The organism is Alistipes indistinctus YIT 12060 (assembly GCF_025144995.1).
Classification (GTDB): domain Bacteria; phylum Bacteroidota; class Bacteroidia; order Bacteroidales; family Rikenellaceae; genus Alistipes_A; species Alistipes_A indistinctus.
Window position 1 is genome coordinate 1,244,892 of record NZ_CP102250.1, and the last position, 14,582, is coordinate 1,259,473.

14 protein-coding genes are annotated in these 14,582 nt (G+C 55.0%); 10 read left to right on the plus strand and 4 right to left on the minus strand.

The features are described from left to right. Positions 1-4: 4 nt before the first annotated feature. Positions 5-826, minus strand: coding sequence for a M15 family metallopeptidase (locus NQ495_RS05315; RefSeq protein WP_009133985.1), 822 nt, complete (start codon positions 824-826; stop codon positions 5-7). A 6-nt stretch (positions 827-832) separates the two neighbouring features. Beyond that, entirely contained in the window at positions 833-1,597 is a 765-nt protein-coding gene (locus tag NQ495_RS05320) for an SDR family NAD(P)-dependent oxidoreductase (RefSeq protein ID WP_009133984.1), read from the minus strand. 89 nt (positions 1,598-1,686) lie between these two features. Between NQ495_RS05320 and NQ495_RS05325 the strand changes: the two genes are divergently transcribed. The 5 genes from NQ495_RS05325 to NQ495_RS05345 all read left to right on the plus strand — a co-directional run bounded on the left by NQ495_RS05325 (position 1,687) and on the right by NQ495_RS05345 (position 5,143). Then, positions 1,687-2,934 (plus strand): ABC transporter permease, encoded by a 1,248-nt coding sequence (locus NQ495_RS05325; RefSeq protein ID WP_009133983.1) that lies wholly within the window; start codon positions 1,687-1,689, stop codon positions 2,932-2,934. A gap of 6 nt (positions 2,935-2,940) precedes the next feature. Further along, entirely contained in the window at positions 2,941-3,663 is a 723-nt protein-coding gene (gene ubiE / locus NQ495_RS05330; RefSeq protein WP_040294210.1) for a bifunctional demethylmenaquinone methyltransferase/2-methoxy-6-polyprenyl-1,4-benzoquinol methylase UbiE, read from the plus strand. Continuing rightward, a complete protein-coding gene (locus NQ495_RS05335) occupies positions 3,660-4,154 on the plus strand; it encodes a hypothetical protein (RefSeq protein ID WP_009133981.1) in 495 nt (164 codons plus the stop codon). Before ubiE ends, NQ495_RS05335 begins: the two co-directional genes overlap by 4 nt. Before the next feature lie 24 nt (positions 4,155-4,178). Beyond that, positions 4,179-4,688 carry a hypothetical protein gene (locus tag NQ495_RS05340; protein ID WP_181982304.1) on the plus strand — a complete coding sequence of 170 codons (510 nt, stop codon included), beginning with the start codon at positions 4,179-4,181 and terminating at the stop codon, positions 4,686-4,688. Between the two features lie 236 nt (positions 4,689-4,924). Next, positions 4,925-5,143, plus strand: a complete 219-nt coding sequence (locus NQ495_RS05345) for a hypothetical protein (protein WP_040294209.1) — start codon at positions 4,925-4,927, stop codon at positions 5,141-5,143. A gap of 388 nt (positions 5,144-5,531) precedes the next feature. On the opposite strand, the gene NQ495_RS05350 is transcribed toward NQ495_RS05345, so the two are convergent. Next, positions 5,532-6,707 (minus strand): AIR synthase related protein, encoded by a 1,176-nt coding sequence (locus NQ495_RS05350; protein ID WP_009133979.1) that lies wholly within the window; start codon positions 6,705-6,707, stop codon positions 5,532-5,534. Between the two features lie 100 nt (positions 6,708-6,807). Between NQ495_RS05350 and NQ495_RS05355 the strand changes: the two genes are divergently transcribed. The 5 genes from NQ495_RS05355 to NQ495_RS05375 all read left to right on the plus strand — a co-directional run bounded on the left by NQ495_RS05355 (position 6,808) and on the right by NQ495_RS05375 (position 13,121). Then, positions 6,808-8,364 (plus strand): hypothetical protein, encoded by a 1,557-nt coding sequence (locus NQ495_RS05355; protein ID WP_009133978.1) that lies wholly within the window; start codon positions 6,808-6,810, stop codon positions 8,362-8,364. Between the two features lie 453 nt (positions 8,365-8,817). After that, the gene (gene gdhA, locus NQ495_RS05360; RefSeq protein ID WP_009133977.1) at positions 8,818-10,173 is read left to right on the plus strand and encodes an NADP-specific glutamate dehydrogenase; all 1,356 of its coding nucleotides are present in this window, start codon (positions 8,818-8,820) and stop codon (positions 10,171-10,173) included. A gap of 337 nt (positions 10,174-10,510) precedes the next feature. Continuing rightward, on the plus strand, positions 10,511-11,581 hold the full coding sequence (locus NQ495_RS05365) for a glycoside hydrolase family protein (RefSeq protein ID WP_009133976.1): 1,071 nt from the start codon (positions 10,511-10,513) through the stop codon (positions 11,579-11,581). Positions 11,582-12,185: 604 nt separating this feature from the next. After that, the gene (locus tag NQ495_RS05370) at positions 12,186-12,560 is read left to right on the plus strand and encodes a transcriptional regulator (protein WP_009133975.1); all 375 of its coding nucleotides are present in this window, start codon (positions 12,186-12,188) and stop codon (positions 12,558-12,560) included. 180 nt (positions 12,561-12,740) lie between these two features. Beyond that, positions 12,741-13,121 (plus strand): hypothetical protein, encoded by a 381-nt coding sequence (locus NQ495_RS05375; RefSeq protein ID WP_009133974.1) that lies wholly within the window; start codon positions 12,741-12,743, stop codon positions 13,119-13,121. 409 nt (positions 13,122-13,530) lie between these two features. Here NQ495_RS05375 and aroB read toward each other — a convergent pair whose 3' ends face one another. Next, the gene (aroB, locus tag NQ495_RS05380; RefSeq protein WP_009133973.1) at positions 13,531-14,562 is read right to left on the minus strand and encodes a 3-dehydroquinate synthase; all 1,032 of its coding nucleotides are present in this window, start codon (positions 14,560-14,562) and stop codon (positions 13,531-13,533) included. Positions 14,563-14,582 lie beyond the last annotated feature (20 nt).

Here is a 14,582-nt window from a genome sequence, read left to right on the forward strand (position 1 = left end):
CCGGTTACTCGACCGCCCGGTAACGTTCGCGGGCTTCGGCCCGCGTCATGGCGTTAAAATGCCACCATTCGCTGCGCAGCGGACGGAAACCTGCCTGCCGCATCACCTTGCGCAACAGCAGCCGGTTGTCGAGTTCCTGCTGTGTGATCCGGCCCTGAGCAACCAGTTCGTCCTCGCGGTCGATATGCGCCTCCTGACCGAAATAGTCGAAAGGCGTTCCCATCGGCAACGGGGCACTGTTCCCATCAGCCAGCGTCAGGTCTACGGCCGCGCCATAATTGTGGAGCCCCCCGCCGTTTGCAGGATTCGACACGTAAATGTATTGCGGAGTCCCTTTGACCAGGTTCCACATTTCACGCTGGACCGACATCGGACGTGCGGCATCGTATATCAGCAACCGCAGGCCGGGACGCTCGCGCCGCAAACACTCCGAAGCCCGGTACAGCATCCGCGCCGCTTCCGGCAGCAGGTAGGCGCGCCGCAGGTCGGTATACAGAACTTTGCCCGTAAAATTCTCAGGGGTAGCATAAACCAAATGCACCAGTATCGCGGTATCGTCCGGAACGATCTCAGTCAGTCCCGCCTCCGCCAACCGCCGTTCGGTCGGCGAAAGTGCCCCTGTTTCCCGTTCAGGTTCAGCACCGATAGCAGAAACTGTATCATAATCATAGCCGGTAACAGCCTCCACCGGCACCGTATCCGCCGAACTGGTGAGGGCAGTATGGATCGCACCGCGTCCGCGACATGAAATCAATAGTACGACGCATCCCAGCGCCAACAGTGATACAGGACGGCCGTAAAAAAACTCCCGATGAAAAACCTTCATCCGCGGTTACGGTTTACGGTCCGTATAGTGGGCGTCCGCCTGCTGGGTCGGCATCACCAGGATATCGTTGACGTTGACGTGCGGCGGAAGCGACACGATCCAGCCGATCACGTCTGCGATATCCTCCGCACTAAGGGGCTTCACCCCTTCATAGACCTTATCGGCCCGTTGCCGGTCACCGTGAAAACGAACGACCGAAAATTCGGTCTCGACCATACCGGGACGCACCTCGGACACCTTAATACCGTGCTTCAGCAAATCGATCCGCATCCCTTCGCTCAACGCATGCACGGCATGCTTCGACGCACAGTAGACCGCCCCGTCGGCATAAGTCTGGCTTCCGGCAACCGAACCGATATTGACGATCAGCCCTCCCTGGCCGCGCTCGATCATCATGCGCGAAACGACCCGGGTGATATAGAGCAATCCCTTGACGTTCGTATCGATCATCTTGTCCCAGTCCAGCGGATCACCCTCGTCGATCGGTTCAAGGCCCGAAGCCAGCCCCGCATTATTAATCAGGACGTCGATCGCGCGGAAATGCGCGGGCAACGCCTCGATCGCAGATTCGGTCTGGATGCGCTCGCGGATATCGAATCCCAGCGCATGTACTTTGATGCCGTACTTCTCTTCGAGTTCGTCGCTCAGTTTCTGCAGGCGGCCGCTCCGCCGCGCCGTAATGACCAAATTGTACCCCGCAGCGGCAAGTTTCCGTGCGACAGCTTCGCCGATCCCCGACGAAGCGCCCGTAATCAATGCTGTCTTACCCATAACATTCTCCTTTCGGTATAAGGCAAAAGTATGGATTTTTTGCGTTACTTTGCACGGGTTTCCCCGGAAACTTCTATCTTGCAGCAACGATGAGCCGAATCAACCTGGAATACTTTCTCGCCCGGCGGATTGCCTTTACCCGCGGCGGCCGCAAAAACAACGTGATGGTCCGCATCGCGACGCTAAGCGTAGCCGTAGGCATGGCCGTGATGATCGTTTCGCTGGCGGTGATCTTCGGTTTCAAGCACGAAATCACGGCGAAGCTGACCGGTTTCGGCTCGCATGTGCAGATCGTCAACCTCGACGGCAACACCTCTTACGAGACCGTCCCGATCTCGAAAAACCAGCCGGTCGTGCCGTTGATCGAGAAACTGCCCGCTTGCGGAGAAATTCATCCGTACGCGATCAAAGCGGGCATCCTGCGCGGCGAAGAGGCGATGCAGGGCGTCGTGCTGAAAGGGGTGGGCCCCGACTACGACTGGTCGTTTTTCCGGGAGAATCTCTCCGAAGGTTCGATTCCCGTCCTCTCCGACTCGGTCCGCAACAAAGACGTACTCATTTCGCACAGGCTCGCCTCGATGCTGAAACTCCGGGTGGGCGACCCGCTCGAAATGCTCTTTATCCAGAATCCGCCGCGGCGGGACCGTTTCCGCGTAAAAGGCATTTACGACACGCAGTTCGATGAACTGGACAAAGTGATGGTGCTTACCGACATCCGCAATGTCCAGCGGCTCAACGGCTGGGATTCGACCCAGATCACCGGCTTCGAAATCACGACCACCGATTTTCCCCGGCTCGAAAAATTCACCGATGCCGTGGACGAGCTGATATTCGACACCCCGCCCGCCGAAGGCAACACGCTGCGGGTGATCAACGTCCGCGAACGGTACCCGATGATTTTCGACTGGCTTGACGCGCACAACGTCAATGCCGGGGTCATCATCACCGTCATGCTGATCGTAGCCCTGTTCAACATGATCGCCGCGCTGCTGATCATCCTGCTCGAACGCACGTCGATGATCGGCGTACTGAAAGCCCTGGGCATGGGCAACCGTTCGCTGCAAAAGATGTTCGTGATCCGCTCCTCGTTCATCATCCTCAAGGGAATGTTCTGGGGCAACCTTTTCGGCGTGGGACTCTGCCTGCTGCAGCATTGTACCGGCCTTGTCCGGCTCGACCAGGCCGGTTATTTCCTCACCACGGTGCCGATCTTCATCGACTGGGGATGGTGGGCGCTCTTAAACCTGATCACTTTCGCCTTTATCGTCTCGCTGCTGGCTTTGCCGACGATGATAATTTCACTAATTTTGCCGGAAAAGAGCATCCGGTTCGAATAGCCCAGCATGAAACCTTACAACACGACAGAAAGCAAAAAAGAGCAGGTACGGTCGATGTTCGACGCGATCGCATTCCGTTACGACGCACTGAACCACCTGCTCTCGATGGGCGTGGATCGCTCATGGCGGCGCAAAGTGGTCCGCCGCGTACACGCGGCAAAACCGGCAACGATCCTCGACCTGGCCACCGGCACCGGCGACCTGGCAATCATGCTCGCACGCAAATGTCCGCAGAGCGCCGTTACCGGCATCGATCTGTCCGAGCAGATGCTCGCGATCGGGCGCCAGAAAGTCTCGCAGGCCGGGCTGGAACAGCGCATTACACTCATGCAGGGAGATGCCGAAAACCTGCCGGCGGAAGACAATTCGTTCGATGCCGTGACCGTCGCCTTCGGCGTGCGCAATTTCGAAGATATCGCCCGGGGAGTCGCCGAAATCCACCGCATCCTGCACCCCGGCGGAATTGTCTGCGTACTGGAATTCGGCATGCCCCGAAACAAGATATTCGGTACGCTGTACCGTTTCTATTTCCACAGGATACTCCCCGCAGTCGGACGGATGCTTTCGCACGACAAGAGCGCCTATACATACCTGCCGCAATCGGTAGACGAGTTCCCTTACGGCGAAAAGTTCCGCGGCATGCTCCTACAGGCGGGATTCACGGACTGCCGCATCACGAACCTCTGGAGCGGAATCGCCCAGATTTATTACGGACGGAAACAGGCATGAAAAAATTATTATTACTGGCCGCCCTCGGTGCGGTGACACTGTTGGGCTCGTGCATCAGGCCCGAAAAACTGTCGTTCGAGGGCATCGAATCGATCCAGGTGAAGGGAGCCACCACCTCGCAGGTGGGTATCGACCTGGGCATCAAAGCCACGAACGCTTCGGGCAGCAACCTCACACTGACAGACATGCAGCTCACGATCAGCAAAGAGGGGCGCAGGATCGTCGACATCGTACTGCGCGACAAGGCGCGGCTGCCGCGCAAGAGCAGCGGCGTCATGACCTTGCCGCTGGCCATCCGCTTCGACGGCCCGCTCGGCGCATTGGGGGTCTATTCCGCATTCTCGAAAGGATTGCAGAACACCACCCTGTCGGGCTACGTGACAGCCCGGGCGGGCTGGGGCAAAAAAAAGATCGAAATCCCGGAAATGCCGCTTGACCAGATGGCCCGCCAATTCGGGTTCGATCCGGCGGAACTGCTCAAAAACATGTAACGACCGTAACCGAAAAAACAGCCGATGATGAAAAAATTTGGATTTGGGTGCATCGCCCTGTTGCTCGCTCTGGCATCCGCCCCGCTCAGCGGGCAGACCCTCGATCAATTCAAACGGCAAGCCGCACAGGCCGATCCCTCCTACAACAGCCGCGTCGTAGCGACCGAACACGGCAGCGCGGCAACTGTCGTACATTCGATGCAGGCACAGCCTTCGGGAACCAAAATCCCGGGGTACCGCGTCCGGATTTTCCTCGACAACGGACAGAACGCTCGTGCGTCGGCCAACGGGGCCATCGCCCGTTTCCGCGAAATATATCCGGATATTCCGGCCTATTTGTCGTATGAGAATCCCTATTTCAAGGTGACGGTAGGCAATTGCCTCACGTCGGAAGAGGCGATTATCCTGTTGGGAAAAATCAGGGATGCTTTCGACCGTGCGTTCCTCGTACGCGAAGAGATCTCGCTGTCGCTTTTCGGCGAGACAGCCTCGTCAATTCCCACCAGCAACGGCACTTCGGAGCCGGCAATCTAATCCGGCACAGCCTCATTCCCGCTGTATTTTGTGGCAGCATCCGAACCCGGCGACACAATTCCCGGACGGGCGGAATACTGCCTCGGCTTATAATAAACGAAAAAAAAACGTCATTTGCAAATCTCAGGACAAGAAAAAGCATTTTTCAGTAAAAGTTTCTCGAAAAAAAGTTTCTTTTCTTGATAAACATTTATACCTTTGCCCCGAATTAAATAACTAACTAATTTTCTTTTACTATGAAAACTTTTACTAAATCTGTACTGATGCTGGCCGTTGTTGCTGCATTCGTTTCTTTCGCTTCTTGCGGTAACGCCGGTGCCCAGAAAGCCGCTGAGGATTCTATCGCCGCTGCAAAAGCTGCTGATTCGATCGCACAGGTTGAGGCTGCTGCCGCTGCCGCCGCTGCTGCTGATTCGACCGCTGCTGACTCTACCGCCGCTGCCGCTACGAAATAATTCAGCGACCGACAGATTTACAGACAAAAATAGTAAGAGGCTCCCGATGGAGTCTCTTACTATTTTTATACCCGTTACCCTTCTTATTTTATCTTACAGTATTCTCCTATTCCCCTCATATCTTATCACCATATATATCATCATCCTTAATTATTTTTTCCGCTTCCCTGTGTTCCTCTTTGCTGTTTACCGCCTCTCCAACGGTTCGCAAATCACCGGATCACAATAAAAAACCGCTCCCCGAAGAGAGCGGCGATCTTTAATCCTTATCCGTTACCCGAAATTCGCATCCGGCATTCTCACACGATCGGAGAGCTGCCTGCGACACTTTGGAACAACCTCAATCCCCGGATATTCCCCCATCCAAACACATTCCGAGTGATCCGGATTATTTCGTATAGCGATATTCCGCACCATCCTTGCGGATCGTAACCTGCGCGCGGCCGGACGCTTCGACCCGGCCGATCACCTGCGCATCGACGTCAAACGAACGCGAGATGCGGATAATGTCGTCGGCTACCGACTCATCGACATAAAGCTCCATGCGGTGCCCCATGTTGAAAACGCTGTACATCTCGCTCCACGGAGTCTGCGACTCCTGCTGAATCAACTGGAACAACAGCGGGGTTTCGAAGAGGTTGTCCTTAATCACATGCAAATTGTCGATGAAGTGCAGCACTTTGGTCTGTGCCCCGCCGCTACAGTGAATCATACCCAGGACATGTCCCCTGTAATCCTTCAGTACCTCACGGATAATCGGCGCATAAGTGCGCGTCGGAGAGAGCACCAGCTTACCCACCGTCAACGGGCATCCCTCGATGCGGTCGGTCAGGCCGTAACGGCCGGTATAGACCAGATCGGACGGCAGTCCGCCGTCGAAACTCTCCGGATACTTCTCCGCCACGGCTTTCGAAAAGACGTCGTGGCGTGCGGACGTAAGGCCGTTACTGCCCGTTCCGCCGTTGTACTCGCTCTCATAAGTGGCCTGCCCCGACGAGCTGAGGCCCACGATGCAGCACCCGGCTTTGATATTCGCATTGTCGATCACATCGCTGCGGCGCATACGGGCCGTCACGGTACTGTCCACGATGATCGTACGCACCAAATCCCCCACATCGGCCGTCTCGCCGCCGGTAGAATAGATCCCGACACCCAGGTCCCGCATACTTTGCAGGAACTCCTCGGTTCCGTTGATCACGGCCGAGATCACCTCGCCAGGCACCAACCGCTTGTTGCGGCCGATCGTCGAGGAGAGCAGTATATCGTCCAGCGCACCGACGCACAACAGGTCGTCGGTATTCATCACCACGGCATCCTGCGCAATTCCTTTCCACACCGACAGGTCACCCGTCTCGCGCCAGTAGGCGTAGGCCAGCGAGGATTTGGTGCCCGCCCCGTCGGCGTGCATAATCAGGCACGCCTCAGGATCCCCCGCGAGGCGGTCGGGGATAATCTTGCAAAAAGCTTTGGGATAAAGGCCCTTATCGATATTCTTTATCGCGGCATGCACGTCCTCTTTGGAAGAGGAAACGCCGCGTCCGGCATAGCGGGACGAAGTGGACATAATGACTCTGGATAATATTGGAATTTAGTCCAAAGATAGGGATTTTATTTCGTTTGTTGCCATTTTTTAGGTATTTTTGCTCAAATCGAAGCACCCTAACATGGCAGCGACCCCAAACAAACAGGAACCGGTATTCGAACTGATTCGGAGCATGAGTAAAGCCGAAAAGCGGAACTTCAAGCTCTATGCCACCCGTCTGGCCGGAAACCAGGAAGCGAAATTCCTCACGCTGTTCGACTGCCTCGACTCGCTGGACGAATACGACGAAAAGCGCATACTGCAGCGCTGCCCGATCAAAAAGGAGCAGCTGCCCAACATGAAGGCGCATCTTTACAAACAGATACTGGTGAGCATCCGGTTGCTCGACGTGCAACGCACGGTGCCGATGCAATTGCGCGAACAGATCGATTTCGCACGTATCCTCTTCGACAAGGGACTGTATCGGCAGAGTTCGAAACTGCTCGACAAAGCCGCCGAACTGGCACTCACCAATGAGCAGTACACGATGGCCATCGACATCGTCGAAATGCAGAAAAAGATCGAAACGCTGAACATCTCGCGGGGCATCCTCTCCAAAAGCGAGAGCCTCAGCCGGCTTGCCGGCACGATGTGCGACAAGATCGTCCGGATCAACGACCTGTCCAACATCTCGATGCAGCTCTACGGGCTCTACCTCAAACTGGGTTACACCCGCACGCAGAAAGATATCGACCTGATCATTCAGGTTTACGGCCAAAAACTGGCCAAGTACGAGGCCTGCGACGAAGGGGAGCTGTCATTCACCGAGCGTTTTTTCCTCTACCAGGCCAATGCCTGGTACAACTACATTCTGCACAACCTGCTGCTGTGCTATAAATATGTCTGCCGGTGGATCAGCCTGTTCGACGAACACCCGCACATGAAGCAGTTGATGTACGATGCCTACCTGCGGGGCTATTCGCGCCTGCTGGACAGCCTTTTCCTGCTGCGCAGCCACAAACGGTTCGTCTCCACGCTCAGGGCTTTCGAAAAGGAGATCGGGGAGATCGGGAACATCAGCGACAACGCCCGCATGATCGCCCTGCAAATCCTCTACACCAACCGGATCAACAACTATTTCCGCGAAGGACTCTTCAGCGACGGAATCAAGATTATTCCCGAAGTCGAAGAATTTATCCGCAACTATTCGAATCAGCTGGACCTGCACCACCGCATGGTGCTTTACTACAAGATCGCCTGCCTCTACTTCGGCAACGGCAACTACGGCCCGTGCATGGAGTACCTCAAACGGATCATCAGCACGCGTGATCCGCAAATCCGCCGCGACCTGCAATGCTATGCGCGCATCCTCAACCTGATCTGTTCCTACGAATCGGGAATCGACTACAACATCGACTACCAAATCCGCTCGGTGTACGTATTCCTCGTAAAGATGAACGACATGCAGCAGGTGCAGCTCGAAATGATGCGTTTCCTCAAACGGCTCAACACGATCTATGCCGGCGACCTGAAAGAGGAATTCCGCAAACTTTACGAAATCCTCAAGCCGTACGAGCAACATCCGTACGAACGGCGGACTTTCTATTATCTCGACGTCCTTTCGTGGCTGCAAAGCAAGGTCGAAGGAATCCCCGTAGCCGAAGTGATCCGCCGCCGTTTCCTGTCCGAAAACAAATAACGCCCCGCCGAAGCCGCAGCTTCCGGTTCAGCCAGTCGGTCGCTCGTTCCCGATTCACCGCTTGCATCGCTCCCGTTACCCACCCTCTTACCAGTCCTGATTCACCGTTCCCAAGCCTCCGACTTCATCGTCCTGATTACCTTATTCTCCCACATCCGGTTCGCCTGCTCCGATCGGCCGGATCCGCCCCGCCCTTTCCCAAATCCACCGGATCGGAGAGATCCGTTAAAATCTTTCCTAAAAATTTTTACGAATTACAATCCGGGGCGATCGGACCCTTGTAACTTACAGTTTCGAAGCAAACCACCGGACACACACGCTATCCGTTAATATTTCTCGTGTGCAAATTTTAACATTAATATGCATTTTAATTGTTTTATAAAACATAAATTTGCAATTCCTAACGCTTTATTTTATTTTTGTCAGCATCCAATCGAAAAATTAAGAGGAGTTATGGAAAAACATGTTCGTCAGTACGTGGATGATTTCATGGCCGGAATCATCGCGAAAAACCCCGGGGAGAAAGAATTTCACCAAGCCGTACACGAAGTGATCGAATCACTGGCCCCGTACATCCTGGAAAATCCGGTTCTCGCCAAGATGAAAGTTCTCGAACGGATCGCCGAACCCGAGCGCGTGGTAATGTTCCGCGTGCCGTGGCTCAACGACAAGGGCGAGATCGAGATCAACCGCGGTTACCGCGTACAGATGAACAGCGCGATCGGTCCCTACAAGGGCGGACTGCGCTTCCATGCTTCGGTAAACCTCAGCATCCTGAAGTTCCTCGCGTTCGAACAGGTGTTCAAAAACAGCCTTACCACGCTGCCCATGGGGGGCGGCAAAGGAGGTTCGGACTTCAACCCGAAAGGCAAGTCCGACAACGAAGTGATGAAATTCTGCCAGTCGTTCATGACCGAATTGCAGCGCCATGTAGGACAGGACACCGACGTTCCTGCCGGTGACATCGGCGTAGGCGGCCGCGAAATCGGCTTCCTGTTCGGCCAGTACAAACGGCTGCGCAACGAGTTCACCGGCACACTGACCGGCAAAGGGCTCGGCTGGGGCGGCAGTCCGCTCCGCCCGGAAGCGACCGGCTACGGTGTCTGCTATTTCGCACAGGAGATGCTCGCCACCAAAGGCGAAAGTTTCAAGGGCAAGACCGTGGCCATCTCCGGTTCGGGCAACGTCGCGCAATACGCTGCCCAAAAGGCTACCCTGCTCGGCGGCAAGGTGGTTACGCTCTCCGATTCGTCGGGTTATATTTACGACCCGGAAGGAATCGACGCCGAAAAGCTGGAATACGTACTGGAACTGAAAAATATCTTCCGCGGCCGCATCAAAGAATACGCCGAGCGCTACCCGGCAGCCACCTATTACGAAGGCCAGCGTCCCTGGAGCGTCAAATGCGATATCGCACTGCCGTGCGCAACCCAGAACGAAGTGAGCGGCGAGGAGGCGAAAATGCTGGTCGCCAACGGCTGCATCTGCGTCGCGGAGGGGGCCAACATGCCTTCCACGCCCGAAGCGATCAAAGCCTACCAGGACCATAAAATCCTCTATGCGCCGGGCAAGGCGGCGAATGCCGGGGGCGTAGCCACTTCGGGCCTCGAAATGACGCAAAACTCCGAAAGGCTCCTTTGGACGGCCGAGGAGGTGGACAACAAGCTCCACTCGATCATGCGCAACATTCATGAAGCCTGCGTCAAATACGGCACTGAGCCGGACGGCTATATCAACTACGTCAAAGGAGCGAATATCGCCGGCTTCATGAAAGTGGCCAACGCGATGCTCGCACAAGGCTGCGTATAGCGGAGCGACGATACCGGGAAAATAATCCGGGACACATGCGAGCATGGTTGCCTTACATCCTTTTGAGGCATTATTTCCCTGCACCACGAATATTCCCCGGATACCCGATACCGAAATATCCCTGTCCACACCCGGATGCATGCGACTGACAAACGGGGAAGAGTGATTATAGCGCTCTTTCCCGTTTTTTTATTACCTTTAGTCCCCGGCCGGATGCTCCACGGACATACGAAGCCGCTGCAATTATCCCATGCAAAAGCCCCCGGAAGATTACCGCAACCGGCCGTAACACCCGCTATCGACCGACCATCAACCGATTAACTGCAACCTGCCAGCCATGATGAAACCTTATGCACTCCTGCTTGCGGCACTGTTGAGCTGCCCCGTTCTTTTTGCCCAAAAGCCCGACCGCGTCCCGCCCGAAGTGATGCGTCAAACGTACGAAGAGGTTAAAACCCCGTACAAATACGGACTGATCATGATCCCCGAACCGGGTAAGATGATCGACAGCCCGTCCATCTTCCGCGACAACGGCAAATGGTTCATGACTTATATCGTTTTCGACGGCAAAGGTTACGAATCGTGGCTGGCCGAGAGCGCAGACCTGCTGCACTGGAAAACGATCGGCCGGATCATGTCGTTCACCGACGGCACCTGGGACGCGACGCAGAAAGCGGGCTACATCGCGCTACAGGATACCGAATGGGGCGGTCGCAACGCTCCGGAACCCTTCGAAGGCTATTACTGGATGTCCTACATCGGCGGATCGGCCACGGGCTATGAAGCGGGCAAACTCGGCATCGGCATCGCCCGCACCAAGACCCCGGCCGAAGCCCGGGAATGGGAACGGCTGCGCGGCCCCGTACTCAGCGCCGAGGATACCGACGCCCGCTGGTTTGAAACGGACGTCCTGTACAAAAGCACGATTATCCGCGACCCCGACCTGAATACGGGCCATCCGTTCGTAATGTTTTACAATGCGAAAAGCAAATTGCGTCCCAACAACCGCGGTATCGAACGGATCGGCATGGCCGTTTCGAACGACATGCGGCACTGGAAACGTTTCGGCGACCAGCCGGTAATCGACAACGGCGCCGGCATTACCGGCGATGCCCAGATCGTCCGCATCGGCGACCTGTGGGTGATGTTCTATTTCGGCGAAGGATGGCGCCCCGGCGCATTTGACCAGTTCGCCTGCTCGTACGACCTCAAGAACTGGACCCGCTGGGAAGGTGAAAACCTGATCTCCCCGTCGGAATCCTTCGACAACCAATATGCGCACAAACCGATGGTACTCAAATACGACGGGGTGGTCTACCACTTCTACAACGCTGTGGATAAGCAGGGCAACCGCGGACTCGCACTCGCCACGTCGCAACCGGTCGGCAAAAGCGAATTGTCTTATTGATTGCGGCAGGCTTTCACTCGCGCTCACAGCCTTGGCTATACAAACATACCGCATCAAATACATAAAGATTCGTGCATCTAAAGATTTATGCATCGAATAACGCCGTTCGGTTTTCACGCCAAACAGAAGCCTGCAACGGATTCTCGCGTACGGGCCGACCTGCTTGAAATATATTCCATGAAGTTCATTTTTCATCGTCTATAGGCTGCTCCGTGCAGCGAATTTCAGAAATAGTCCTATCTTTGTAACACGATTGCGGCACCGGCACATGCATGTTAACCACCGGCACCGTAATCGCACCGTTTCCGCCGAATCCCCTAACTGGCAATGACGCGGAAAAGACATACTATACGAGCAGCAGCTTGTGTTCCGTGTTTGAAAATCTACCCAATTCTTAAACCTCTTGGAGCATGCGCTTGCCTGTCGGAGTTGCGTGCGGCGGTTGCCGCCGCGACTACGGCATGGGGGCATTTGTCAAGAGAAGGGTATTGGGTAGTACCTCAAGCACGACGAATCGTTCCCATGCCCTTTTTTTGGGTTGTCCGCCTATCGCAGGATCCCGGATTTACAGGCATGGAACGGAAACAGCCTACCCCCAATTCCCATGCAAACGCCCGATCACAAACAAGACGAGAAATCCGGCTGGAGCCGGCTCAAACAAGTCATCGACTGGAGTGGCATGTCCGTGAACCGCTTCGCCGGAGCAGTCGGCCTGCAGAGAAGCGAAAGTCTCTACCAGATCAAAAAAGGAAAAAACGGTATCAGCCGCCGCCTCGCCTCCCGGATACTGGAGCATTACCCGCAAATCAATTTCACCTGGCTAATGACCGGTAAGGGGCACATGCTCGCCGAAGAAAAAACCGATTTGTTCAAAATTCCCATTACGTTGCGGCTGACCTCCGAGGAAGCGCACGACCTGCTCGACCTGCTGAAAGAGATGTTGGAAAAACCGGCGCCACCGGATGACCGGCCGCTTTAGTACGCCTGCCTGCATCTTCCCGACCGGTTACCTGCCCCATCAACAAAGCGCTATTCGACTTATTTTCAACTACATTTGAATTTTTAAAAATATTTATTTCTCATACTGGATGCAAAAACATTTACGCTATCGATTATTGTAATTATATTGTATTCTACAAACCTATAATACAACCCTATCATGATGAGAAAACTTCTTTTACTACTCAGCGTCGCTGCGATCGCCGCAGTTGGGTATTGCATGACTACCCATTCAGACGGAGCAAACATCCAACCGACCGACCAAAACACTCAGGTTGTTTCGGACAGCAACCAAGCCGCCCAGTCAATCGAAAACCGGCTTTGGTTCTCACTCGAAGACGGAGCATGGTATCTGAATGCCACTTACCCCGTCGCCACCCATTTGATAATCGATTACAGCGGCTACCCGATCCCCGGCACCCAAGTCGACTTCCCCTACGGATACTCCAGAATCCCGATGAACCTCAGCTCGGCGATAACCGACCTACAAATCGAATTGATAGAACCCCGCTCGGACGGTGTTTACAATTATACTTTCTGATTTGCGATTCTATAGGCAGGCGTCCGATTCCGCCCGGATGCCTACCTGTAAACGGAGAAACGACTGTTTCTCCGTTTTAATTTATCCGGACCTATCTTATTTTGTAACCTGTAACTTACTTTTCTGTGAATGTCCTGCACGACCAGATTACGTAAATCAAGTTCTGATTCATCAAAAAAATGAAAATCAGGAAACCGTATCCTACTCCCCCTTTCGGCCGTGCGAAAACACTCGTCGCGCAGGCAACGTTGTATGGATAATAAACAGCCAGGGAACAGCATGCTGTTCCCTGGCTTTCGGTTTATCTTTTCGGCAAGTAACTGACCTCGCGTCAAAAATCACCCTGCGCCAAATACATCAGTCAAGCTACGCCGATCCCGCTGCAATGGCTTGCATCCGAAGCCAACCTCTACAAAACGATCTTGTCGATCTCGTCAAAAGAGAATGGCCGGATCAGGCAGTCGCCCACCCCGTTCATCAGCACGAAATTGACCGATTTGGACTCTTTCTTTTTGTCCAGTTTCAGGGCTTGCAGCAAACGCGGCAGTTCGATACCGGAGGCCAACGGAAGCCCCATTTTTTCCACTACGGTCCGGATTCGCGCGGCATCGGCAGGCGAGAGCATGCCGTTCTGCTCAGACAGCGCGGCGATCATCACCAGGCCGATCGCCACCGCCTCACCGTGCAGGAACTCGCGCGAACTCTTCTCAACAGCATGTGCGAACGTGTGGCCGAGATTCAGTTTGCGACGATCACCATGTTCCTGCTCGTCACGCGCCACAATATCGGCTTTGACATGCACAGCCCTTGTGACCGCGTCAAGCAAAAGGGCCCGGTCTGTGCGGAACTCCTGCAACGTATGCCGCTCGAACAGTTCGAACAAACCCGGATCGGCAATCAGCCCGGCTTTGACGATCTCGGCCAGCCCGGCCCGGAATTCGCGTTCGGGCAAGGTTTGCAGCAACGAAAGGTCGCACAGTACGAAATCAGGCTGGTTGAAGGTGCCCACCATATTCTTGTATCCCTCGAAATTCACGCCGTTTTTGCCGCCGACGCTCGCATCCACCTGCGCCAGCAGCGTCGAGGCCACGAAGCCGAACGGCAACCCGCGCATATAGGTCGAAGCGACGAAACCGGCGATATCGGTCACGATTCCGCCGCCGAAACCGAGGATGAACGTACTGCGGTCGGCCCCGAGCGCCAACAATTCGCCGTAAAGCTTCTGGGCCGTGGTCAGCGTTTTGTTCGTCTCGCCCAATCCGATCAGGCAGTAATCGTACGCGCCGATGATCGGACGGTAGGCATGGAAAACATGTTCGTCCGCAATGACAACCACGCGCTTGCCTTCGGGCAGATAGTTCTCGAGCGAGTTGATCACGTCGCCGATCACGACCCGCGACGGGCTCTTACCCGGACGTTGAACCTCAATGGTCTGTTTCATATCAATGTTTTTAAAGGCCT